This window comes from Aestuariivivens marinum (assembly GCF_022662175.1).
GTDB classification, from domain to species: Bacteria; Bacteroidota; Bacteroidia; order Flavobacteriales; family Flavobacteriaceae; genus Aestuariivivens; species Aestuariivivens marinum.
The window spans coordinates 64,391-89,452 of the sequence record NZ_JAKMCR010000008.1 but is presented as its reverse complement, the minus strand read 5'-3'; the positions used below and the strand labels follow the sequence as shown (position 1 = coordinate 89,452).

Below are 25,062 nucleotides of genomic sequence, written 5' to 3'. Positions count from 1 at the left end.
CTGATTTCGCAAGCTCCTGTTGTAGCTCCATTGCTGTAGCCTAAGCTTGTGCCACTTGGTGGTGCATCGTCGCAAGCCATGCTCGTGTCTCCTGGCATCTCCACAAACGCTGCTTGTGGCGCTGGGTTGACGTTGATCGTTTGTTGTACATCTATATACTGCCCACATGAATCTGTAACTCTATATGTTCTTATAAAAGATCCTCCGCAAACACCAGGATGCTCTGTATCATCAAGATGCTGTACTGTAGGTGTTCCACAGTTATCAGCTTCATCAATAACTACCAATGGATCGGGGTTTGGTATGTTTCCGCAATCAACAGTGTCATTGGCCGGATTACTAGCAGTTGGTGGAGTGGTGTCTGCTTCTAAGGTGAAGGAAGAACTACATTCCTCTTCTTGATCACATTCATCAGAAGCCATAAATGTTATATTGATAACTGAACCGTCACAAATATTTGTGGGAGCAACTAAATCCCCTATAGCTACTGGATTTCCATCAACAGTTACAGTATATGTTTCAGTTATAGTTCCACCACCTCCATCAGAGGTAAAATCTTCTAACCAATTAGAAAATGCTGTTGCAATATCATCATTACAATCTACAGAAACTGGATTAGGGCAGTTTATAGTTAAATCTGGTGCTATGTTAACAGTAACGATGGCATCTGCACTATTTGTACAACCATTTCCATCTGTATAAGTATACGTTACAGTATAATTATCTGGAGCTAATCCTGTGGCATCAAATAACCCAGATTCACTTACATGATCTCCACTCCAAGTACCACCTGAAGGGGATGCCGTTAATTGTACCATTGTTTCTGTACATTCCAATGATGCATTGTTCGGTGTTACAACAGGTAAGTCATTTATTGTAAGCGTTCCAATGGCATCCCCATCAGCTGGTGGACATCCATTGGGGCTTGTAACCATGACCGAGTAATCTCCATCATCACTTAATTGTGCTGGATCAAAAGTAATGGTCGCAGTTCCCTGTCCAGTAAATGATCCTGGACCAGACCAAACAAAGGTATATCCATCTGCTTTCGGATCCTCAACGACCATGTTGCCATGGGATACTGTTGCTGTTAAGCTAGCAGAACCGTTTACACACACTTCATCATCACTAACATTTATAACAGGAGCTAAATTAAAGTTCCCTCCTACAAAATCTTTAGAATCGGCAGTTATTTCATCAGATGACCTTGTTTCTAACATCCAAGTTGCTCCACAAATTATTTCAGGGTTGTTTTGTAAGTCAAAAACATCTGTTATATCTATAACTCCTTCGTAAAACTCATTCGTATCATACTCAATTTGTCCTTCTGGAACTACAAAGTTGGAGGGTACACCAGTTGGACCAGCATTATTCTGTCCCACCTGAGAATCTAAACCAATTTCATATAAGGAGTTATTGTTTCCTCTATTTCCGTTGCCAGGGCCAACCCATTTCAGTACAGTAATGGCTGCATTTCGTCCACCACCTGTAAAATCGGCCAATACCAAAAGGTCGCCAATACTTGTTTCGGCATCAAAAAACGTTCCTGGATTATCAGGATCTTCTTCACCAAAATTAGTATAATGATCTGGACTAAAATACTTATCCTTTCCAGCATCAACTGCAGCAGAACCATTTAACAAGAACCAAAAACCTATATAGCCCGTTCCATTATTACTTTCCCTATCTCCAGCAAAAAAGAGATAAGTATGTGTAGGGTCATATTCATCAAAAGGTTCTTCTGCAGAACACAGTGGCGCACCAGTAATACCAGTGTAGATCACTGCGGCTGCATTCATGATATCACTCTTGGCCTGCATTGGGCTAAAAGTCCAATTACTGTAATCTGGAGTGGGGGAAACTTGCCCCCAACTTTTGAAATCCTTACCACCCGTAAAGATATCATCGTCATTACCGATAAAAACATCGTGTTTCAATTCGAAAGTAGGAGCGCCAGTAACTGCGTTACCTTGCCATTCACCTGAATCCCCATCTATGCAGGGCACTCCTGCTTGGGCATTCACGTTCGTAGACACCAACAAAAAAAGCATAACCAAGCCTAAGCCCATTATACTTTTTAAAAAGATACCACTAAGACCAAAGCAACAGCGTATCATTCGTGAATAAAATTGGGTAAAATTGTACATTAACATAACATTTTTGTTTAATTAATAAATGATGTTAACATAAATAAGACATGACAATCACTAAAGCTTTGAGATAAAACAAAAAGCGCTAGCACATTGCTAAATTTTTGGTAAGTCGAGGGCTACTTAAATTCTGCTATTAATCAAGTATGCTCTACAATAAAAATAAGTAGTGAAAAGCGCAAAACTGTAGATATGAGGGTAGACCAAATTTATAACAAACCTAAAGCTCCCACAACTGGAAAAGACAACTTTTAGATTATCGACTTAAATTTTTAGATTATCAACACATTTTTTTTCGCTTTTTAGACTATTGGTATTTTTTAATCGATTATCAGTAATTTATAGTATTTGATAAAAAAATCACAATAAAAACCTATGATGAACAACTTTTTTTTAAACGCCAATTTAAAATAGTTTTATCCATCCTACCCAATATGTTAATTAATCATTAAAAACGGCATAGCGGTACTTGAAATCACTATTTTAGCGCTTTAAACTTTTAAAATAACTCAAAAATGCAAAAAGCACTCATACTTTCTGGCCTATTGATTTTAGCCATGGGCTGTAAAAAACAAACTCCTATAGACTATGCCGTTCTTTCTGGAAAAATTTCCAATTTCGAAGGTGGTGTTCTTACCATAAATAGTATGGACAGAAAACTTACCGATACTATAAATGTTTCAGAAGACGGTACTTTTAAGGATACCTTACGATTAGCTCCTTCCAATTATATGTTATACGATGGTAAAAACCCTACCTTAATACATCTTAACACAGGCAATGACTTTACTGTAAACTACGATGCTAAAGATTATAAAAACAGCTTAAACATCACTGGTGTAGGAGCTGAAATTACCAATTATCTTCACGATAAACGCAATATTGAACAAAAGCTTCAAGGCGAGGGTAACTTTTACCTCTTAGAAGCAGATGAGTATAAACAAACGGCCAATACTATTAAGGATTCACTAACTGCATATATTGGATCTCTTGAAGGTATTTCTGAAGACTATAAAGCCTTAGAAAAAAGGAATATAAACTACGCCTATCTAGCCACCTTGAACAAGTACAAACCTTATCATTCTTATTACGCAAAAAAACAAGATGTTGAAGTTTCCGAAAGTTTTTTAAGTGAGTTGGACGATATCAATTATAATAATGAAGAGGACTTTAATTTTTCTGAAAACTATAAGGGCTTAGTTACCGCCCATTATAGAGATGAAGCAAGCAAACTGGCGGAATCCGATTCCATAAAACAAGACATTGCTTTTTTAAAAACTGTAGCTAATATTGAAAGTGAAACTATAAAAAATAATTTATTATTTCAGCTTGCACAAAATGGCATAACATATACAAGCGACTTACAAGCGTTTTATGATCTTTTTATGGCTAATTCTACCAATGAAGCAGATAAAGAAAAAATAACCGAAAGCTACAACAAACTAAAAGCAGTTGCCAAGGGGAGTCCGTCGCCTAAATTTGTGGATTATGAAAACTATGCAGGCGGTACTACTTCTCTAGATGATTTAAAAGGCAAATATGTGTATATAGATGTTTGGGCAACTTGGTGTGGTCCTTGTAAGGCCGAGATCCCTTTCTTAAAAGAGGTAGAAGAGAAATATCATGGGAAAAATATTGAGTTTGTTAGCATTTCCATAGATAGAGCTAGAGATCACGAGAAATGGAAAGCCATGGTTGCCGATAAAGAATTGAAAGGGATTCAATTATTTGCTGATAACGATTGGAACTCTAAGTTTGTTAAGGATTATTTAATTCAAGGTATTCCTCGTTTTATTTTAATTGATACCGAAGGCAATATCATTAATGCTAATGCCCCAAGACCTTCTAGTCCTGAGTTGATCAACTTATTTGACGAGTATAAAATATAAGCGATACGCCTTACTTTATATAAAGCCACTGCATATTTTTAAAAGTCAGTGGCTTTTTTATTGTTCTTCTTCAGTTCGTTCAGCTTGTTCCGCATCAGGGTTCGGTTGCTCTGGTTGTTTAAATAGGTCTAGGTATGCTTCTCCTAAATAGTCTATTACATGACTGGCTATTAAACTTTGATATCCAAAATCCTCTACTGCAATGTCAGCCGATTTACCATGTAAATAAACTCCAAAAATACTGGCTATCAATGGCTCATAGCCTTGCGAAATTAACCCAGTAATAATTCCTGTGAGCACATCGCCACTGCCTGCTGTTGCCAATCCTGGATTTCCAGTCGTGTTTATGTGAAGTTTATCTTGAAATACCGTAATGGTATGGGCGCCTTTAATAACAATAATACAATGGTGCTTTTTTGAAAAAGCCTTGACTTTACTTAGTTTGTCGAAATCGTCTGTCCATTTTCCTATTATACGTTCCAACTCCTTTGGATGCGGCGTCAAAATGGTTTGCTTTGGTAAAAATTTAAGCAAGCTTTTCTTTTTTGATAGAATGTTTATGCCATCTGCGTCAATAACTAACGGTGTTTTATTTGATTTTAAAAATGTTTCAAAAGCTGCTATGGTTTTAGCTTCTGTCCCCACACCAACTCCAAATCCTATAACCTTGGGTTCTATTTTAAATTGAATTGACGTTATCTTTTCCTCATTGGCATCGGTAATCACCATTGCTTCTGGAAAAGCCGTTTGTAATACCGTATACCCACATTTAGGTACATAAGCCGTAACCAAACCTGATCCTATAGACAGCGCCGCCCTACTGGCCAACGTTACTGCTCCTATTTTTCCATAGCTACCTCCAATAATTAAACTATGCCCAAAATCACCTTTATGGGCAAATTTATCCCGAGGCCTATACATGGTAATGGCTTCGTGTTTTCCAATGAGTTCCGCATCGGTTGCTGTGGTTTGTAAAAACTCCTGATCAAAACCAATATCCAATACTTCCCATTGCATTGTATATTGAACCGTTTCGGGTAAAAAGAATTCCAATTTTGGAGATGCAAAGCTTAAGGTATACCCTGCATAAACTACAGATTCTTTATCTTCCACCGCTTTTCCCATGTATAACCCCGAAGGTATATCTATAGACAATGTAAACGCCTTGGTTTTTCTAAAATGCTGAAACAATGCCTTAACCCAATCACTAACCGGTCTATTTAATCCAACCCCAAAAATAGCATCAACAATAATGTCGTCTGGATGGATTTCTGGAAAATCCTCTTTACAGCTTAAAAGCACAGGCCAATGTTTGGTAACTGTTTTTATACGGTCGTAGTTAACCAAAAAATCCTTTGAGCGTTTATCACTACAATTAACTATATAGATTTTTACGTTATATCCATGTGTTATTAAATGTCTCCCCAAGACCAGACCATCCCCACCATTATTACCTATACCACAAAAAATATGGATAGGCACTTGAGCCCCTTGCATACGTAAATGCATCCAATTAAATATTTGGGTACCGGCACGCTCCATCAAATCAGTAGACGATATATTTTGACGTTCTATGGTCAACCTATCCCCCTCATATATCTGTTCTTTTGAAAATAACTTCATTACTTAGTATTATTAATTATTCAATGCTTAAGCTAATTATTTTTTTAAACTTTAATAAATTAATAACAGGATAAGAATTTTATAAAAAATCCTGATTAATTTTTTTATTAAGCTAAAAATAATACTTTTGGATTGTACTTTAAATACGTACAATGAATCTTTTAGTCCAAAATATAAGCTTTTACACTACCCTTTTATTTAAAGGAACAACCTCAATTTTTGGTACTACTACAACTATTACAACCCCTTGGGGTTGCTAATTATTTATACTTCGGACTATTCTGGTGATTTAAAATCACCCTCTTTTAATCAATTTTATAACAAACAATACTTTAAAACATGAAAGTTTTAAAATTCGGAGGAACATCTGTAGGTTCATCAAACAATATAAATAACGTTATCAATATATTAGAAACCTATTCAAAAAGCAGCAAGGTTGCCTGTATCGTCTCAGCTGTTGGTGGTATCACTGATAAACTATTATTAGCAGGTAACCAAGCTAAAAATAAAGACAAGTCTTTTGTTAATACCTTTAATTCTGTAAAAGATATTCACATTGACATTATTAAGGAATTAAATACGAGTCAATCTGATACTATTTTAAGCTATTTAGATGAAAAATTAAATGCCTTAAAAAACCTTCTGGATGGCATCTATTTAATAAACGAATTATCACCAAAAACGTCAGATAAGCTTGTTAGCTTTGGTGAATTACTGTCATCATTCATCATAGCCGAGACCATGAAAAATAGAGGTTTATCGGCTGAACGCAAAAATTCACAACAGTTAATCGTAACAAATTCCAATTTCACAAAAGCCGAAGTTAATTACAACTTGACTTACTCAAACATTCAAGGTTATTTTAAATCGGCAAATCAACAAATCACTATTCTTCCCGGGTTTATTTCAAAATCGGATACGGGTGAAATTACCACACTTGGCCGTGGTGGCTCCGATTTTACTGCAGCCATTGTTGCTGCGGCCCTAAAAGTTGAACAATTAGAGATTTGGACCGATGTAAGTGGCATGTATACCACCAACCCAAAAATGGTGAAACAAGCCTACCCCATTAAGAATATATCCTACCAAGAAGCAATGGAACTGTCGCATTTTGGTGCTAAAGTGTTATATCCACCCACAGTACAACCTGTTTTGGATTTAAATATTCCTATACATATTAAAAACACCAATGCTCCAAACGATTCAGGAACTATAATTTCCAATCAAAATATAAACAACAATACCACCGTAAAAGGTATTAGCAACATAGGTAATATCGCTTTATTAACGTTGGAAGGCAGTGGTATGATTGGTATTCCTGGCTTTTCAAAGCGTTTATTTGAAACCTTGGCACAGGAGAAAGTCAATGTGATATTGATTACCCAAGCATCGTCTGAGCATTCCATTTGTATTGGAATTGATACCAACGATGCTGAACGGGCAAAAACTGCTGTTGACAAAACTTTTGAAAACGAAATCGCTTTACACAAAATAGATCCTATAGTTGTTGAAACCGGATTGTCTATCATTGCCCTTGTAGGTGATAATATGAAAAACCACCAAGGTATTAGTGGCAAAATGTTTAGTTCTTTGGGCAAGAACAACATCAACATTAGAGCCATTGCTCAGGGTGCTTCAGAAAAAAACATCTCTGCTGTGATTGCATATAAAGACGTTAAAAAAGCCTTAAACACGCTACATGAGCAATTTTTTGAGGCTAAAACCAAACAGCTTAACGTATTTATTACTGGAGTTGGCAATGTAGGGGAACGCTTGGTAGAACAAATAAAACAACAAAAGATCTTTTTAAAGGAAAACCTAAAAATTAACCTTAGGGTTATTGGTTTATCCAACTCCAGAAAAATGGTGTTTAATGAAGATGGTATCGATTTAAACGATTGGAAAAATCAACTTTTCAATGGTGAACAAGCTACTCTCTCTGGTTTCTTTCAACAGGTGAAAGACTTAAACCTTCGCAATAGTATCTTTGTTGATGTGACCGCCAATAGTGATGTAGCCAATCTTTATGCTAACTATTTAAGGGAAAGCATTGGTGTTGTAGCGTGTAACAAAATTGCTTGCTCCAGCGACTTGGACAACTATAAATTATTGAAGCGTTTATCGCTAAAATACAATGCCCCATTTTTATTTGAAACCAATGTGGGTGCCGGCTTGCCTGTAATAGATACATTGAATAACTTAGTCGCCTCGGGCGATAAAATCACATCCATACAGGCTGTACTTTCGGGTAGCTTAAATTTTGTGTTCAATAATTTTAATGACAACACAAAATTCCACGATGTTGTAAAACAAGCACAAGAAGAGGGCTATACCGAACCCGACCCAAGAATTGATTTAAGTGGTGTGGATGTAGCTCGAAAGATATTGATTCTGGCTAGGGAAAGTGGTGTGGAAATGAATTTAGAGGACATCAGCAACGAATCATTCCTGTCTGAAGCTGGAATAAAAAGCGACACGGTTGATGACTTCTTTCAATCTCTGATTACTGATGAAGTGCATTATCAAAACCTATATGCTTCCGCTAAAGCAAAAAACTGTCAGTTAAAGTATGTGGCACAATTTAATAATGGTAAAGCTAGTGTAGGCTTACAGGAAATCCCAGAAGGACATCCCTTTTATAATTTAGAAGGTAAGGATAATATCGTGATGTTCTACACCCAAAGATATCCAGAACAACCAATGATTATTAAAGGCGCTGGTGCTGGTGCTGATGTAACAGCTTCTGGATTGTTTGCCGATATCATTAGGGTTGGGAATAATTAATAAAACATGATATTACATAAAGAAAGTTCTCATTTTTGCTCTAGTGCAACCGAGAACTATTTAATTGAAAAAATGAACGAAATAAGAATATTTTCACCTGCAACTGTTGCCAATGTCTCCTGTGGATTCGATGTTATGGGGTTTTGTCTAGATGGTGTGGGAGATGAAATGGTTATTAGAAAAGTTGATAAAAAGGGAATTCGTATTACCCATATCGAAGGTTTTGATTTACCCTATAAAACTGAGTTGAATGTTGCCGGTGTTTCGGCATTAGCCATGTACAATGCTTTAGATTTAGACTTTGGATTTGACATTGAAATCTTTAAAAACATTAAACCCGGAAGCGGTATTGGCAGTAGTGCGGCAAGTGCTGTGGGGAGCGTTTTTGGGATGAACGAACTTTTAAATAGGCCGTTCAACAAAACGCAACTAACAGAATTTGCCATAAAAGGAGAAGCCTTGGCCAGTAAATGTGAACATGCCGATAATCTGGCTCCTGCCATGTTTGGGGGCTTTACCTTGGTAAAAAGCGTTTCGCCGTTACATATATTGGAAATTCCATCACCAAATGACCTGTATGTGGTAATTATCCATCCGCAAATTGAAATAAAAACCTCTGAAGCCAGAGCCATACTGCCTAAAGCTATTCCACTGAGTGATGCCATAACACAATGGAGCAATTTTGGAAGTTTAGTCCATGCCCTTCATACGTCCAATTATCAATTGATTAAAGATTCTTTGCATGATGCTGTGGTTGAACCTCACAGGAGCCAACTTATACCCCATTACAGTAAAGTAAAAAAAGTTGCTTTACAGGCTGGTGCTCTAGGCTCTGGGATTGCGGGCTCCGGCCCTTCCATTTTTTCATTATGTGAAGGTTTTGAAACTGCTAAGCAAGTATCCAAAAGTATAAGTGATACTTACGCAGATACTGGAATCGATTTTGACATGCATGTATCGAAAATAAACAAGCAAGGAGTTAAGGTAATTTAAGGTTGAAGACGGAAGACGGAAGATGCATAGAAAAACAACGATTCATGGATAAATTTAAATTTGAAAAACTTATAATTTGGCAACGTGCCATGGATTTTGGAGAAACTATAGATGGGTTTGCCAATAGTTTCCCCGAAAAAGAAAAGTTCAATTTATCCTCTCAAATAAGACGAGCTGCTGATTCTATTGCCTTGAATATCTCTGAAGGCTCAATAGGCCAAACCAATCTTGAGCAAAAAAAATTTCTAGGATATGCTATCCGATCTCTTGCTGAAGTTGTGACTTGTCTCTATAAATCAGAAAAAAGAAATTATATAACTAAACCTAAGTTCAATCAATTATATGAAGAAGCTTATCAGCTTATGAACATGCTTATTGCATTCAGAAAGAACGTAAAATAATTCCAATACATTTTAAATAAACAATACAATCTTCGGTCTCCCGTCTGTGGTCTTCCGTCAAATAGAACAACAATGAATTACTACAGTTTAAATAAAAAAGCCCCAAATTCAACGTTTAAAAATGCAGTCATTAAGGGATTAGCTCCAGATAAGGGCTTGTATTTTCCAGAAAGTATAACCCCTCTACCGAATTCATTTTTTGAAAATCTGGACAATCTATCGCATAGTGATATCGCTTTTGAAACTATTAAACAGTTTATTTCTCCGGAAATTCCAGAAAAAGAACTCAAACGCATCGTTGATGAAACCCTGTCATTTGATTTTCCTGTAGTAACCCTAAACGATAATATATCAACACTAGAACTCTTTCATGGGCCTACTATGGCTTTTAAAGATGTTGGTGCACGCTTTATGGCACGCTGTTTAGGATATTTCAATCAAAATAACAACCAAGAAGTCACCGTTTTGGTTGCCACATCAGGCGATACAGGTGGTGCCGTGGCCAATGGTTTTTTGGGGGTTAAAGGGGTTAATGTAGTAATACTCTACCCAAGTGGTAAGGTTAGTGACATTCAGGAAAAGCAGTTAACAACACTTGGACAAAATATAAAGGCTTTAGAGGTTAATGGTACGTTCGATGACTGCCAGGCCATGGTAAAAACTGCTTTTTTAGACGACAGGCTAACCAGTAAAATGCAGTTGACTTCGGCTAATTCAATTAATGTTGCCAGATGGTTGCCGCAATTATTCTACTTTATTTTTGCTTACAAGCAACTACATAAAAAGTATAAGGAGATTGTGTTTTCTGTACCTAGCGGTAATTTTGGTAATATTTGTGCTGGTATGATGGCACAACAGCTTGGCTTGCCTATCAAGCACTTTATAGCCTCCAACAATGCCAATAACGTAGTGACACGCTATTTAATATCACAGTTATACGAACCAAAGCCTTCCGTACAGACCATTAGCAATGCAATGGACGTTGGCGCACCAAGTAATTTTATCCGTATCGAAGAAATCTATAAAAACACATTTGAAACGCTAAAAGAAAATCTTTGTTCATATAGTTTTACAGATAAAGAAACTAAAGCAGCTATGTTAGAAATTTACAACCACTATAATTATGTAGCAGACCCTCATGGTGCTGTTGGTTATCTGGGCTGTAAAGCCTATTTGGCGCAAAACCCGAAGGCACACTGTGTTTTTTTGGAAACAGCTCATCCTACCAAGTTTTTAGATGTTGTTAAAGAAGTTATTAAAGAAGAACAGCCCCTGCCAGAACAAATACAGGCCGTTATGAATAAAGAAAAAGTAGCGTTAAAAATTAACACTTATGAAGATTTGAAGGAATTTTTACTTAAAAACAATTAACAAGATTACTATGTTGAGATTGCCACAAAATTGATAGCAATCAATTTTTCGCAATGACATGACATATTATTAAACTAAGGGTTAAATGTTAGGGTTTCACCTCTTTTTATTTCGATTGTTGTACTTGTTTCATTATAAACCAAATTAAAACTTTGATTAAATGCTGAATAATACTTTTATATTTACAGCTATTGTTTAATTAGTTTTTGATTATTTTTCGAGTTGTACTTCCTTCAATTGAATTTAAGCTTAAAAGGTAAATTCCTTTTGAAAGTAAGGATAGATTCAATTGGTTCTCTCCCGCTATGAAATTGCCCTTTTGAACTACTTGACCATAAACATTTATCAAGTTATAGGTTGTATCTGAAAATAGTTCCAATGTAATGCTGTATTGGGTTGGATTAGGGTAGAGCGTTATACGTAATAAATCTACTTCTTGATTGGATAGGGTACAGTCTTCAGAATAGTAATCAACACCCTCATCTTTCCTCCAAAAGTCTACTGTGTCCCTACTATTGGCATCGACAACATCATCGACTTGAATACAGCTTAAATTTGGGGTATTATGTGCCCACATATACTCCAAAATGCTATTATTGTTGTTTTTTAAATTTAAAGATTCCAATAGGTCATTTCCATTGGCATAGAATTCAAGAAGATCGGGCAACATACTTACATCAATCTCGGTAAATTTAGCAATACCCAAATCAAGATATTCAAGATTGGTATTTTGGGTAAAATCCAAATTTGATAGGTTTGTACCATAGGCCCATAATGATGTTAACGTTAAGGTATTAGGTAGGTAAAGGTTTGTAAGGTTTGGATTGTTTCCGGGCTCAGCATATTCCAAAACCATATTGTTGGTTAAGTTTAAATCTGTAAGTTGGTTATTCCACATCCCCAACCAAAGTAAAGCACCATTATTAGATAAATCGATACTGGTAATTTGGTTGTTCTGACAATAAAAATCATATAATGCAGTTAAAGATGAAACATTTAATCCGCTCAACATATTCTGTCCACACCACAGCTGCCATAGCAAGGGGTTATTAAAAGTTATTGACGTAAGTTCATTATTATAACACTGTAATCGCTTTAAAATAGGGTTACTATTACAATTTAATGTTTCCAAATTATTATAGTAACAAAATAAATCCTCTAACCCATCATTATTACTAATATCCAATGAAGTTAATTCGTTATTATCACAAATAATCCTATAGAGTGTATTGGTATCTGGTAAAGACAAATCGCTTATATCATTTTCTCCACAATCCAAATATTCCAAGCTTGTATTCATAGAGGTATCCAAGATAGTAAGTGCATTTTGCTGACAGGTTAAATAGGTTAAGTTGGTGTATGGTGTAACATCTAAACTACCAATATTGCAGCTATAACATTCTAACCGTAATAAAGTATCTGTATCGGGCAGATTTAAGGTAGTCATACTAAAATTAGCATAACAATAAACATGGGTTAAGGCTATATTATTTGTTAGTGTTAAACTTGTAAAATCGTTAAAACCACATGATAATATTCTTAATTTATCGTTAGACGAAAGATCCAAGGTTACTAAATCGGTATCTTGACAATTCAATACTTCCAAATCTACGAGATTGTCTACGGTCAAACTTCCCAAAGGATTGCCCCAACAATCCAGATTAACCAATTTAGAATTAGATACAAGGCTCAATGCGGTAATATCATTAAATCGACAATTAAGTGTTGTTAAATTAGTAAGTGACGATACATCTAAACTTGTTAAATCCATATTATGACAATACAGCTCCAACAAATTATTGCTGCTTGGTAATTTCATGGTATCAATTGGATTTAAATTGCAATCCAATATTTGCAATGCTGTGAAGTCCTGAATTCCCTCTAAATCATAAATACCCCATCCATTAATACGTAATTCTGTAACTGTATTTATTTTAGAAGTAGGAACACTATTGTTCGTTAAATCACCATCTCCCATACTTGTTGCATGACCTAAAGTTACAACATCTCCGTTAGCATTATGGGTTTCTAAATATTCTTCAAATTTATCATCTGGGACATTAGTGGTTTGTGAAAAAGCAGGCAAGGAAACAAAAAGGGCAAGTGCAAAGTAAAATAATCCTGTCTTCATTTGATTGTAGTTTAAAAAAATTAATTAATACCACAACAAAAAGACTTCTATAAAATACGAAGTTCAAAGACTATTTTTGGAGACAGCTAATAAACAGATTAAAATAGTTCTAACAATAGAAGTTCTAAAATAGTAAAAATTAAGAAGTTATGCAATTATTTCCAATTAACTCAATTAAAAAAAGCGAACCTCAATACGATTCGCTTTTTTATGCATAGTTATTTTATCTATTGTCCATTTACCAATGAACTAGTTATATTAATATCTTTTATATATGCAACGCCCTATCCTCGGTAGCTGCCAAAGCTGCTTCCTTAATCGCCTCGGTAAAGGTAGGGTGTGCATGTGACATTCTGGAAATATCCTCTGCACTAGCTCTATATTCCATAGCAACAACAGCTTCCGCAATCATATCGGCGGCACGAGCACCTATCATATGCACCCCTAATATTTCATCGGTAGTTTTATCTGCTAAAATCTTAACAAAGCCATCAATATCCATACTCGCCCGACTTCTTCCTAAAGCACGCATAGGGAACTGACCCACTTTATAATCTACACCCGCTTCTTTAAGTTGTTCTTCCGATTTTCCAACCGCAGCTACTTCTGGCCAGGTATATACCACACCAGGAATAAGGTTATAATCGATATGCGGTTTTTGTCCTGCCAAGGTTTCGGCTACAAAAACACCTTCTTCTTCTGCCTTATGAGCTAACATGGCACCTTTAACAACATCGCCAATAGCGTAAATATTAGATGCCGAAGTTTGTAAGTGGTCATTCACTTCTATCTGGCCTCTATCATTCAACTTAACTCCAGCAGCTTCTGTATTTAGCCCATCGGTATATGGACGACGACCAACAGATACTAAACAGTAATCTCCTTTAAACTCAACTTCTTCACCTTTCTTGTTATCGGCCTTCACAATTACCTCATCTCCTTTCCTTTCTACAGATTTTACCTTATGGGAAGCATTGATTTTAAATTTAGCTTTCTTTAATACCTTGTTAAGCTCTTTGGACAAACCGCCATCCATGGTTGGAATAATCCTATCCATATATTCAACCACGGTTACTTCAGCACCCAAACGCCTGTATACTTGTCCCAATTCCAAACCAATTACACCACCACCAATAACAATTAAATGTTTAGGTATTTCCTTAAGCTTTAATGCCTCGGTTGATGTGATGATACGTTCCTTATCTATACTGATAAAAGGTAAACTTGATGGTTTACTTCCTGTAGCTATGATTGTGTTTTTAGCTTCAATTTCGATAGGTTCATTACCTGAAATGGTTATATGCGTGGTATCTTTAAAGCTTCCTAGCCCTTGATAAACATCAATTTTATTTTTCTTCATCAAAAAGTCAATCCCACCTGTAGTTTGATCTACAACGGCTTGCTTACGGGCTATCATTTTTTCTAAATTCACTTTAATATCACCAGGGATTTCAATACCATGGTCATCAAAATGTTTTACAGCATCTTCAAAATGATGCGATGAATCTAAAAGGGCTTTACTTGGTATACAGCCCACATTTAAACAGGTACCACCTAGTGTTGCATATTTTTCAATTATTGCTGTTTTCATGCCTAGTTGGGCACAGCGAATGGCTGCAACATATCCCCCAGGCCCTGAGCCTATAACTGCTACGTCGTATGAGTTCATATTAGACTTTTAAAATTATATTAAATAGATTGCCAAAAATACAAATGTTTTATGGGAAGGCAAGTAAAACCATACTTAAAAAAACGCAAAAAAACCATTCAAAATTCGCATTGGTTTAACGTGAAAACATTAAAAATAGTATGATTCAATCCTAGTATGTAACCATAAAGCTTTGCTTCACAATGAAATAATATTTCAGTTTAAAAACATAAAATTTGTTTAGTTTTGTGTGCCATGCAAAAAAACATTAACATACAAAACAAAAAAGCTCGATTTCAATATGAGATATTGGATAAATATACAGCTGGAATTGTGTTGACTGGAACTGAAATAAAATCCATTAGAAATAGTAAGGCGTCTATTACTGAAAGTTTTTGTGAATTTAATGATCGTGGGGAACTATTTGTGGTTAATATGACGATTGAGGAATATCTTTATGGTACCCACTACAACCATAAGCCTAAGGCTATTAGGAAGTTATTACTCAATAAAAGAGAACTAAAAAAATTGAATAAGGAAGTGCAGAACTCTGGACTTACCATTATTCCCTTAAGATTATTTATTAATGAAAAAGGCTATGCCAAACTGGAAATTGCATTGGCTAAAGGAAAAAAACTATACGATAAACGTGAAACTATTAAGGACAGGGATAATAAACGAAACCTAGATAGAATAAAAAAGATCTATAAATAATTTTATGGATTTGTTAACGGTTGTATTTTTCGATATTACTTATTTTTCCAATATTAAAACCATTATAATATGAATAAATTATTTACCACAATATGTATATTTAACCTAGCATTTTTTATAAGTAATGCTCAAGAAAAACTTACAGAAAAACCTAATGAGTTTGTTATAGATACTACATCTGTGTTAAGTATCAACAATACTATTAAAACACTTTATTCAGTAATTTCGGGTGAAAAAGGAGAAGAACGAAACTGGAAACAGTTTAAGCATTTATTTGCCCCCAATGCCAAGTTAATCTTAGCTGGTGAAGACGAATCTGGAGATTACAAAACACATTTTATGGCTCCACAAGATTATATAAAAACTTCCGGAAAATGGTTGGTTGAACATGGTTTTTTGGAAAAGGAAATTCATAGAAAAATTGAGGTTTTTGGCAATATTGCCCATGTCTTTAGCACTTACGAATCTTATCATAGTAAAACCGACGAAGATCCCTTTATGAGAGGGATTAATAGCATACAACTGTTTAACGATGGTAAACGCTGGTGGATTATCAATATCTATTGGACTAACGAAACAAGACACAACCCTATTCCAAGAAAATATTTACCTTAAGGTTTACACCTCTGGTTAAAACTCTAAATAATAATGACATTTATTTTAAAGCTAAATATACTAGCCCTTTTTACGTTAATCTCTATATCAGTAATTGCACAAGAAAAGGCAGTACCCGTTTTTAAAGAAGGGGAAGCACAAGTTGTTGAAGATTTTAATACCCCTAAAAAATGGATCAGACATGATTTGTTTGTAGAAACTACTTTTGATACTGATGGTGATGGTAAATTGGATCGAATGCATGTTGATGTGACCCGACCTTACCAAACTGATACAGAAGGATTAAAACTACCTGTTATTTATGAGTCCAGCCCTTACTATGCTGGAGTTGCACCAGATGTTGAAGGCTTATTTTGGGACGTAAAGCATGAATTAGGTGAAATAGGCAAAGAACGTGTACATCCAGAAGTGGTACGTAAAGGAAATCGCCCGATTATATCGAACTCACAAATTGCCACTTGGGTCCCAAGAAGTTATATTGTTGTACATTCCTCATCACCCGGTACTGGTTTATCCCAAGGGGCACCAACTGTTGGTGGCGACAATGAATCATTGGCACCTAAAGCAGTAATCGATTGGTTAAATGGCAGAGCTAAAGGTTATACCGAGCCCTATGGAAATGAAGAAGTAAAAGCATATTGGAGTACAGGTAAAGTAGGTATGACGGGGACCTCTTATAATGGCACCATACCCTTAGCCGCTGCTACAACTGGTGTTGAAGGGCTAGAAGTTATTATCCCAGTAGCACCTAACACCTCCTACTATCATTACTATCGCTCAAACGGACTTGTACGTTCGCCCGGGGGTTATCTTGGTGAAGATATTGATGTGCTATATGATTACATTCATAGTGGTGATGAATCTAAAAGAGCCCATAATAATACTAAAATACGGGATACTGAAATGAAGAACGGTATGGATCGTATAACAGGAGACTATAATGACTTTTGGGCGGGACGTGATTATCTAAATGACATGAAACCAATGAAAGCCGCTTTATTGATGTCTCATGGTTTCAACGATTGGAATGTGATGCCAGAACATAGTTACCGTATTTATAAAAAAGCTAAAGAAATGGGACTGGAGACCAGTATTTATTATCATCAATTGGGACATGGTGGTCCTCCTCCTGTGAGTATGATGAACAAGTGGTTTACACACTATTTGCATGGTATAGATAATGGAATTGAAAATGAATCCAACAAGGCTTGGATCGTTCGTGAAGATGATAAAATGGAAAATCCTACACCTTACAAAGACTTCCCTAACCCTGATGCCGAAGATATAACGTTGTACTTAACCTCAGCAGCTCCCGAAGTAGGTGGATTAACCACCACAAAAATTCCAAACCAAAACACTGAAACCCTTATAGATAATTTTTCATTTAATGGTGAAGCTTTGGCAAAAGCTGAAATTACTAGCCATAGATTATTATATGTAACCCCAAAACTTTCTAAGGATATACACATTTCTGGTGTACCAAAAATCACTGTTAAACTCGCTAGTAGTAAGCCCGCTGCAAACTTATCTGTTTGGTTGGTTTCATTGCCTTGGAATGAAGGGAGAAAAGTAAAAATTACAGATAATATTATCACCCGAGGTTGGGCAGATCCTCAAAATAATAAATCCATGACTAATGGTGAGCCTTTAGAATTAGGTAAATTCTATGAGATAACTTTCAATCTTCAGCCAGATGACCAAGTTATTAAAGCAGGGCAACAAATAGGATTAATGATTTTTTCCAGTGATAAAGATTTTACGCTACACCCAAAACCAGGCACGAAACTAGCTATAGATCTGGATGGAACAAGCTTAATCTTACCTATAGTTGGTGGTAGTGAAGCATTCAAAGACGCAATCTTTATAGATTAAAAATAATATGAAATGAGCCATAACAAGAAGTTGATACCAACCAAAATGATTATTGGTGAATTACATCTGACCATTTAAAAAAAATAAAATATAAACAGATGAAAACATTTTATGTAATATTAACAGCAATAGTTTTAGTGGCTTGTGAAAATAGTTTAACGAAAAAATCTAACCATATAGAAAAATGGAAAAATGAAATTCTTGAAACTGAGCATAATTTTGCGGTAATGGCTCAAAAGGAAGGCATGAATAAAGCTTTTTTAGCCTATGTTGCAGACAATGGAGTGCTCTTAAGAAATGATAGTATTATAAACGGGAAGCAAGCTATAAGTGATTATATGAAAAATGCAACTTCAAAAGGATTGAACTGGAAACCAAGCTTTGTTGACGTCTCTTCCTCTGGCGATTTAGGCTATACATATGGCAAATACACATACACCTATCAAGATTCCACAGGTAAGGATATTACTTCAACTGGCATTTTCCATACTGTTTGGAAAAAACAACCTGATGGTTCTTGGAAATTTGTTTGGGACTAAATATATAGAGAAGTCAATCTAAAACCAATGAATCCTATCACACAACTTATAGATTCCCTAAATGCTGAAAATTTATGGGATAGCACTATAATGTTGAACCGAAATGACTTTTTAACCAAAAGGGGAACTATCGATACCAACTTATATTGGGTTATTAAAGGAAGTTTTAGGGTTTTTGTTATTGAAGCACATGAAGAACACACCATCAGATTTGGCTACAAAAATAATTTAATTGCCGCACTGGATTCTTTTTTAAACGAAAAGCCTACAGATTTTTATATTCAAGCGTTAAAACAAGCTACCGTTAAAGTTTTGGATAAAACCAAATTTATGGACTTTATTGCTTCTTCTTCTGAAAACACAAAAATCTGGCAACTTATACTCCAACAATTTGTCCTTCAACAAATGGAACGGGAACGTGATATTTTAACACAGTCACCTGTTGAACGTTATAATCGTGTTTTAAAAAGAAGTCCGCAATTATTTCAAGAGGTCCCCAATAAATATATTGCTTCTTATTTAAGAATGACCCCAGAAACGTTCTCAAGAATTAAAAAATCTTAACTTCAATCAATTTTTTAATCTGCTTAATTTTCAACCTTTGCAAAAACATAAATTATGAAGATAAAAGCAGATATGCTCCTTTCAGAATTAATTGATTCAACAAAACAGAATACAGTTCAAGCTGAAAACCTGAACAAAATCAAACTAGAAAAACTCAACTGGAAGGCTGACGAAAACACCTGGAGTGTTTTAGAATGCCTAGAACACCTAAATCTTTATGGTGATTTTTACCTCCCTGAAATTGAAAAGGTTATTAATCAAAGTCAAACTAAACAACAGACCTATTTTGAGCCAGGGTTTTTAGGGGATTACTTTGCAAAAGGTATGTTGCCCAAAGAAAAATTAAACAGAATGAAAACGTTTAAAAGTAAAAACCCAAATGGAAGCAAACTTAATAAAAGCACTATAGATCGTTTTTTAAAACAACAGGAAAAAATGTTAAATCTGTTAGAAAAAGCTAAAACAGTTAATCTAAACAAAGTAAAGACGCCCACTACACTGGGCAAATTAGTAACCCTAAAATTAGGAGACACTTTTAGGGTGGTTATTAACCACAATATAAGGCATCTGTTACAGGCTGAAAATACACTTATTAAGCAACACTAATTCTTATCCTCCAATAGCGGCACAAACCTAAACTCGCCATAGTCATGCTGTTCGAACTTCTTAGGGCCCTTTCTAATAAAAAGAGTCATGGTTTGCACATCATCGCCCACGGGGATAACCAACCTACCTCCTATTTTTAATTGCGATAACAAAGGTTTGGGTACAAAAGGAGCTCCTGCGGTTACAATTATACCATCAAAAGGGGCTTCTTCCTCAAGACCAATATAGCCATCACCAAAAATAAGTTTTTTGGCCCTATACCCTAGTTTAGGTAAAAACTTGCTGGTTTTTTTAAACAGCTCATTTTGACGTTCTATACTATACACTCGGGCGCCCAATTCACATAATACTGCTGTTTGATAACCACTTCCTGTACCAATCTCCAAAATTTTATCGTTTGGTTTTATCTGTAATAATTCCGTTTGAAATGCCACCGTAAAAGGTTGCGAAATGGTTTGATCGGCCGCAATTGGAAACGCTTTGTCTTGATAGGCATGGTCCAAAAATCCAGAGTCCATAAATAAATGTCGCGGTATGTTGCCAATAGCCTTTAATACCTTTTCATCTGTTATCCCTTTGCCTTTCACAACATTAACTAGTTGTTGTCGTAATCCCTTGTGTTTAAAAGTATCTTTCAATATTTTGATGTGGTTTAACTGTATAAAATTAAGTAAACATTTTAAAGCTGGAAATAAATCATAAGGATTTTATTTTTCACAAAACTTGAATAAAAAAATTCATGTACTTTTGTTGAAAACGTAACAATTATGCTAAACGCAGGTGTACTTGGTGCTGGTCACCTTGGGAAAATTCATTTAAGACTTCTCAAACAATCAGAAAAATATAATCTGGTAGGCTTTTATGATGCCGACGAGGACAACGGAAAGCGTGTAGAACAGGAATTTGGGTATAAATTCTTTAATTCTATAGATGCCCTTATCAATGCTGTAGATATGGTGGACATTGTAACTCCAACCTTATCACATTATGATTGTGCCAAACAAGCTATTGCTAAAGGCAAGCATATTTTTATTGAAAAACCCATTACAAATACTGTTGAAGAAGCAGAACACATCAGAGAACTTTTAGCCAAACACAACCTTCGTGGACAGGTAGGTCATGTAGAACGTTTTAACCCTGCATTTGTAGCGGTAAAAAATGATATTAAATCACCTATGTTTATTGAGACCCACCGTTTGGCTGAGTTTAACCCTAGGGGAACAGATGTACCTGTTGTATTGGATTTAATGATTCATGATATCGATATTATTTTAAGCATTGTAAAATCTAAAGTGAAGCATATTTCAGCTAGCGGTGTTACTGTAATTAGTGACACACCAGATATTGCCAATGCAAGGATTGAATTTGAAAATGGATGTGTGGCCAACTTAACGGCCAGTAGAATTTCACTAAAAAAAATGCGCAAGGCACGCTTCTTTCAAAAGGACGCTTATATCTCGGTAGATTTTTTAACCAAACAATGTGAAGTGGTAAAAATGAAGGATGCTCCAGAACACCCTGGAGATTTTGATATGATTTTACAAAATGCAGAAGGTGTTAAAAAACAAATCTATTTCGACAATCCTAAAATAGCTGAAACAAACTCCATCTTAGAAGAATTAGAAACCTTTGCTGATGCTATTTATAACAATACCACCCCAATTGTAACCCTTCATGATGGTACAGAAGCTTTACGGGTTGCCACACAAATAATAGATTGTTTTAAGTAGCTACAAATAAAAAAAGAAATGAAAAACGTTGCAGTTATAGGTGCAGGTACTATGGGCAATGGTATAGCCCATACTTTTGCTCAAAACGGATTTAAGGTACAACTTATAGACCTTAATGAAGCCGCTTTAAAAAGGGGAATCGAAACCATTACCAAGAATTTGGATAGAATGGTCATTAAAGACAAAATCACTGAAGCCGATAAAACTGAAACGTTAAGCAACATTTCCACCTTTACAGATTTAACAGAAGGTGTTGAATATGCTAGTTTAGTTGTTGAAGCCGCTACCGAAAATGTAGATTTAAAACTTAATATTTTTAAGCAGCTTAACGAAGCTTGTCCTGAGGATACCATTTTAGCAACGAACACCTCCTCTATTTCCATTACTCAAATTGCATCAATGACCTCAAGACCCGAAATGGTGATTGGTATGCATTTCATGAACCCAGTACCTATTATGAAATTGGTTGAAATTATTAGGGGCTATAATACTAGCAATGAAGTAATGGAAACCATTATTGAATTGTCTAAGACCATTGGTAAAATTCCAGTTGAGGTTAACGATTATCCGGGATTTGTAGCCAATCGAATTTTAATGCCAATGATTAATGAATCCATTGAAACCCTGTATAATGGTGTAGCTGGTGTTGAAGAAATCGATACCGTTATGAAATTGGGTATGGCGCACCCTATGGGTCCTTTACAGCTAGCTGATTTTATTGGTTTAGATGTTTGCCTGTCTATTTTAAATGTGATGTACGATGGTTTTAAGAATTCAAAATATGCGCCATGTCCATTGTTGATCAATATGGTTCGGGCAGGGAAATTAGGAATAAAATCAGGTGAAGGATTTTACGATTACTCCAACAGTAAAAAAGCAGAGACCGTTGCCAAACAATTTTTAAAATAATTAATGACGCAGACCAAACCGTATTCACTTACAAAAGGGATTTACACCAAAATTATTCTTCTCAAGCGCTTAAAGGCGTATTGGTGGCTTTACATCATAATGTTTTTTCTAGGGCTATTCCATCTACAAGCATTTGGACAAGATAAACTTACCGATTTCCTTGCTATTTTTTTGCTAATATACCCTATTAGTGTTTTTGTTTATCTCTATTTTTGGACAAACTCCAAGGGGCACAATCCTATTTTTAAAGAAATGAACTTATCCTTTGACGATAGTTTTTTATATTTTAAAAGAGAGGATAGCGAAAGTAAGTTAAATCCTAAAATCATTAAAAAAATAATTTCCAAATCCGATTATTGGTTGTTATATATTTCCAAGGCACAGTTTATTTATATTCCCAAACATATTTTTAATTCAAATGAAGATCTAGAGTCATTTTCCAATGTAATAGGAGACAAAATGTAAAATGAGTATACCAAAAAACTTAAAGCATATACAATCCACTTTACCAGACCATGTTACCCTTGTAGCGGTTTCAAAAACGAAACCCATCAGTGATATCATGGAAGCTTATCATGCTGGCCAGATTATTTTTGGAGAAAACAAAATCCAGGATATGGTTGAAAAGTATGAGCAATTGCCCAAAGATATTGAGTGGCACATGATTGGACACGTGCAACGCAATAAAGTGAAATACATGGCCTCGTTTGTAAGCTTAATCCATGGCGTGGATAATTTTAAATTATTAAAAGAAATTAATAAACAGGCCCAAAAATACGATAGGGTAATCGATTGTTTGCTTCAAATTAAAATAGCCGAAGAAGATTCAAAATTTGGAATGGAACCAAAAGAAGCCTTGGAACTCATTCAAAGTGAACCATTTTCTTCTTTAAAAAACATAAAAATAGTTGGACTTATGGGTATGGCAACGTTCACTGAGGACATGCATCAGGTAAAACAAGAATTTACCTTGTTAAAAAACACTTTTGATAGCTTAAAACAAATTGAAACTTTTAATTTTAAACCTCAAACCATTAGTATGGGCATGAGTGGCGATTATACCTTAGCCATTGACTGTGGTAGTACAATGGTTCGGGTAGGAAGTAGTATTTTTGGAGAACGTAATTCCCCTTAACAAATAGTAATCAATAATTAACGAATCTACGCGATTTTAGACATAGAAACCACGGGTGGTAAGTACAATGAAGAAGGTATTACCGAAATAGCCATTTACAAATACGATGGCCATACCATTGTCGACCAATTTATTAGCCTTATAAACCCAGAACGTGAGATACAGCCTTTTGTGGTTAACCTTACGGGTATTAATAGTAGTATGCTACGCAATGCACCAAAATTTTATGAAATTGCTAAACGTATAGTTGAAATCACAACCGATTGCATATTAGTAGCCCACAATGCGCAATTTGATTACCGTATTTTGTGTACAGAATTTAGGCGTTTGGGGTTTGAGTACGAACGCAGAACGCTATGTACAGTAGAATTGGCCAAACAGTTAATTCCTGGACAAACCTCCTACAGTCTTGGAAAACTAGTACGATCGCTTGGAATTCCAGTAGCTGACCGACATCGTGCTACAGGTGATGCGCAAGCTACGGTAAAGCTTTTCAAAATGTTAATTGACAAGGATTCCTCAAAAACCATAATACAAAATGCCATAAGACTAGACCCAAAATATCAACTTGAGCCTAAGCATATTGATATCATTGAGGAGTTACCATCTATAACAGGCGTTTATTATATTCATAAATCGGATGGAGAAATTATATATATAGGTAAAAGCAAAAATATAAAACGACGTATTAATCAGCATTTTACGAGTACCAATCATAAATCGAAGAAAATACAGCAATTGGTGTCTGCGGTAACCTATGAGGCCACTGGCAGTGAATTAGTAGCACTGTTAAAGGAAAGTGAAGAAATAAAGCGTAATAAGCCTATTTTTAACCGTGCGTTAAGGCGAACTATTTTCACCCATGCTTTATACAGTTTTAAGGATGACAATAATTATATAAATCTTAAAATTGATGTAGCCGATGGTAGAAAAAACCCTATCACAACGTTTAGCACCCGTCAAAGTGGAAAGAGTTTTATTACCAAAGCTATTGAAGATTACAACCTTTGTCAAAAGTTAACAGGACTATACAAAACCAAAACAAGCTGCTTTAATTATGATATAAAAATGTGTAATGGTGCCTGTATTCAAAAAGAAACTCCAGAACTATACAACAAACGCATTGAACTATTGATTGACAAAAATAGTTACGCCAACAAAAATATGGTAATTATTGACAAGGGTCGTGATGTCGACGAACGCAGTGCCATACTCATTAAAAATGGTATATTTCAAGGCTTGGGTTTTTTTAACCTAAATTATCAAATTAATAACATTGAGGTACTGGAATCCATAATTACCCCTATGCGAAATAATAGGGACACCCAGCATATTATTCAAAGTTATTTACGAAAGAACAATAGAATAAAAAAACTTATTTTCTAAAA

21 protein-coding genes are annotated in these 25,062 nt (G+C 35.4%); 16 read left to right on the top strand and 5 right to left on the bottom strand.

Annotated features, from left to right (window positions below):
• On the bottom strand, positions 1 to 2,147 hold a 2,147-nt coding region (locus MR053_RS13830), incomplete at its 3' end, for a hypothetical protein (RefSeq protein WP_242132993.1).
• A gap of 518 nt (positions 2,148 to 2,665) precedes the next feature.
• Between MR053_RS13830 and MR053_RS13825 the strand changes: the two genes are divergently transcribed.
• Positions 2,666 to 4,039: a TlpA family protein disulfide reductase gene (locus MR053_RS13825; RefSeq protein ID WP_242132992.1), complete on the top strand. Its 1,374-nt coding sequence runs from the start codon at positions 2,666 to 2,668 to the stop codon at positions 4,037 to 4,039.
• 57 nt (positions 4,040 to 4,096) lie between these two features.
• On the opposite strand, the gene MR053_RS13820 is transcribed toward MR053_RS13825, so the two are convergent.
• Entirely contained in the window at positions 4,097 to 5,662 is a 1,566-nt protein-coding gene (locus MR053_RS13820; protein WP_242132991.1) for an NAD(P)H-hydrate dehydratase, read from the bottom strand.
• A 339-nt stretch (positions 5,663 to 6,001) separates the two neighbouring features.
• On the opposite strand from MR053_RS13820, the gene thrA reads away from it, so the two are divergent.
• The 4 genes from thrA to thrC all read left to right on the top strand — a co-directional run bounded on the left by thrA (position 6,002) and on the right by thrC (position 11,211).
• A complete protein-coding gene (gene thrA, locus MR053_RS13815; protein WP_242132990.1) occupies positions 6,002 to 8,446 on the top strand; it encodes a bifunctional aspartate kinase/homoserine dehydrogenase I in 2,445 nt (814 codons plus the stop codon).
• A 72-nt stretch (positions 8,447 to 8,518) separates the two neighbouring features.
• Positions 8,519 to 9,439: a homoserine kinase gene (locus tag MR053_RS13810; protein ID WP_242132996.1), complete on the top strand. Its 921-nt coding sequence runs from the start codon at positions 8,519 to 8,521 to the stop codon at positions 9,437 to 9,439.
• A 44-nt stretch (positions 9,440 to 9,483) separates the two neighbouring features.
• Entirely contained in the window at positions 9,484 to 9,840 is a 357-nt protein-coding gene (locus MR053_RS13805) for a four helix bundle protein (RefSeq protein ID WP_242132989.1), read from the top strand.
• Positions 9,841 to 9,912: 72 nt separating this feature from the next.
• The gene (gene thrC, locus MR053_RS13800) at positions 9,913 to 11,211 is read left to right on the top strand and encodes a threonine synthase (protein WP_242132988.1); all 1,299 of its coding nucleotides are present in this window, start codon (positions 9,913 to 9,915) and stop codon (positions 11,209 to 11,211) included.
• 199 nt (positions 11,212 to 11,410) lie between these two features.
• Here thrC and MR053_RS13795 read toward each other — a convergent pair whose 3' ends face one another.
• On the bottom strand, positions 11,411 to 13,342 hold the full coding sequence (locus tag MR053_RS13795; protein ID WP_242132987.1) for a T9SS type A sorting domain-containing protein: 1,932 nt from the start codon (positions 13,340 to 13,342) through the stop codon (positions 11,411 to 11,413).
• A 268-nt stretch (positions 13,343 to 13,610) separates the two neighbouring features.
• Complete coding sequence (gene lpdA, locus MR053_RS13790; protein ID WP_242132986.1) at positions 13,611 to 15,011, bottom strand: dihydrolipoyl dehydrogenase; 1,401 nt, start codon at positions 15,009 to 15,011, stop codon at positions 13,611 to 13,613.
• A gap of 234 nt (positions 15,012 to 15,245) precedes the next feature.
• Between lpdA and smpB the strand changes: the two genes are divergently transcribed.
• From smpB to MR053_RS13760, 6 genes are all read left to right on the top strand, one after another.
• Positions 15,246 to 15,704, top strand: a complete 459-nt coding sequence (gene smpB / locus MR053_RS13785; protein WP_242132985.1) for an SsrA-binding protein SmpB — start codon at positions 15,246 to 15,248, stop codon at positions 15,702 to 15,704.
• A 69-nt stretch (positions 15,705 to 15,773) separates the two neighbouring features.
• On the top strand, positions 15,774 to 16,319 hold the full coding sequence (locus MR053_RS13780) for a hypothetical protein (RefSeq protein ID WP_242132984.1): 546 nt from the start codon (positions 15,774 to 15,776) through the stop codon (positions 16,317 to 16,319).
• Between the two features lie 33 nt (positions 16,320 to 16,352).
• Positions 16,353 to 18,191, top strand: coding sequence for a Xaa-Pro dipeptidyl-peptidase (locus MR053_RS13775; RefSeq protein ID WP_242132983.1), 1,839 nt, complete (start codon positions 16,353 to 16,355; stop codon positions 18,189 to 18,191).
• 98 nt (positions 18,192 to 18,289) lie between these two features.
• Positions 18,290 to 18,730, top strand: coding sequence for a YybH family protein (locus MR053_RS13770; protein WP_242132982.1), 441 nt, complete (start codon positions 18,290 to 18,292; stop codon positions 18,728 to 18,730).
• Positions 18,731 to 18,757: 27 nt separating this feature from the next.
• Positions 18,758 to 19,294, top strand: a complete 537-nt coding sequence (locus MR053_RS13765; RefSeq protein ID WP_242132981.1) for a Crp/Fnr family transcriptional regulator — start codon at positions 18,758 to 18,760, stop codon at positions 19,292 to 19,294.
• Between the two features lie 54 nt (positions 19,295 to 19,348).
• The gene (locus tag MR053_RS13760; protein ID WP_242132980.1) at positions 19,349 to 19,900 is read left to right on the top strand and encodes a DinB family protein; all 552 of its coding nucleotides are present in this window, start codon (positions 19,349 to 19,351) and stop codon (positions 19,898 to 19,900) included.
• Here the strand turns inward: MR053_RS13760 and MR053_RS13755 are convergent.
• Positions 19,897 to 20,538, bottom strand: coding sequence for a protein-L-isoaspartate(D-aspartate) O-methyltransferase (locus tag MR053_RS13755; RefSeq protein ID WP_223548055.1), 642 nt, complete (start codon positions 20,536 to 20,538; stop codon positions 19,897 to 19,899). The genes MR053_RS13760 and MR053_RS13755 overlap by 4 nt on opposite strands.
• Positions 20,539 to 20,667: 129 nt before the next feature.
• On the opposite strand from MR053_RS13755, the gene MR053_RS13750 reads away from it, so the two are divergent.
• The 5 genes from MR053_RS13750 to MR053_RS13730 are packed head-to-tail and all read left to right on the top strand — an operon-like array spanning position 20,668 to position 25,060.
• Positions 20,668 to 21,630 carry a Gfo/Idh/MocA family protein gene (locus MR053_RS13750; RefSeq protein ID WP_242132979.1) on the top strand — a complete coding sequence of 321 codons (963 nt, stop codon included), beginning with the start codon at positions 20,668 to 20,670 and terminating at the stop codon, positions 21,628 to 21,630.
• An 18-nt stretch (positions 21,631 to 21,648) separates the two neighbouring features.
• Positions 21,649 to 22,539 carry a 3-hydroxybutyryl-CoA dehydrogenase gene (locus MR053_RS13745; RefSeq protein ID WP_242132978.1) on the top strand — a complete coding sequence of 297 codons (891 nt, stop codon included), beginning with the start codon at positions 21,649 to 21,651 and terminating at the stop codon, positions 22,537 to 22,539.
• A gap of 3 nt (positions 22,540 to 22,542) precedes the next feature.
• Positions 22,543 to 23,004, top strand: a complete 462-nt coding sequence (locus MR053_RS13740; RefSeq protein WP_242132977.1) for a YcxB family protein — start codon at positions 22,543 to 22,545, stop codon at positions 23,002 to 23,004.
• Between the two features lies 1 nt (position 23,005).
• Positions 23,006 to 23,674, top strand: a complete 669-nt coding sequence (locus tag MR053_RS13735) for a YggS family pyridoxal phosphate-dependent enzyme (protein WP_242132976.1) — start codon at positions 23,006 to 23,008, stop codon at positions 23,672 to 23,674.
• A gap of 24 nt (positions 23,675 to 23,698) precedes the next feature.
• Entirely contained in the window at positions 23,699 to 25,060 is a 1,362-nt protein-coding gene (locus MR053_RS13730) for an exonuclease domain-containing protein (RefSeq protein WP_242132995.1), read from the top strand.
• Positions 25,061 to 25,062 lie beyond the last annotated feature (2 nt).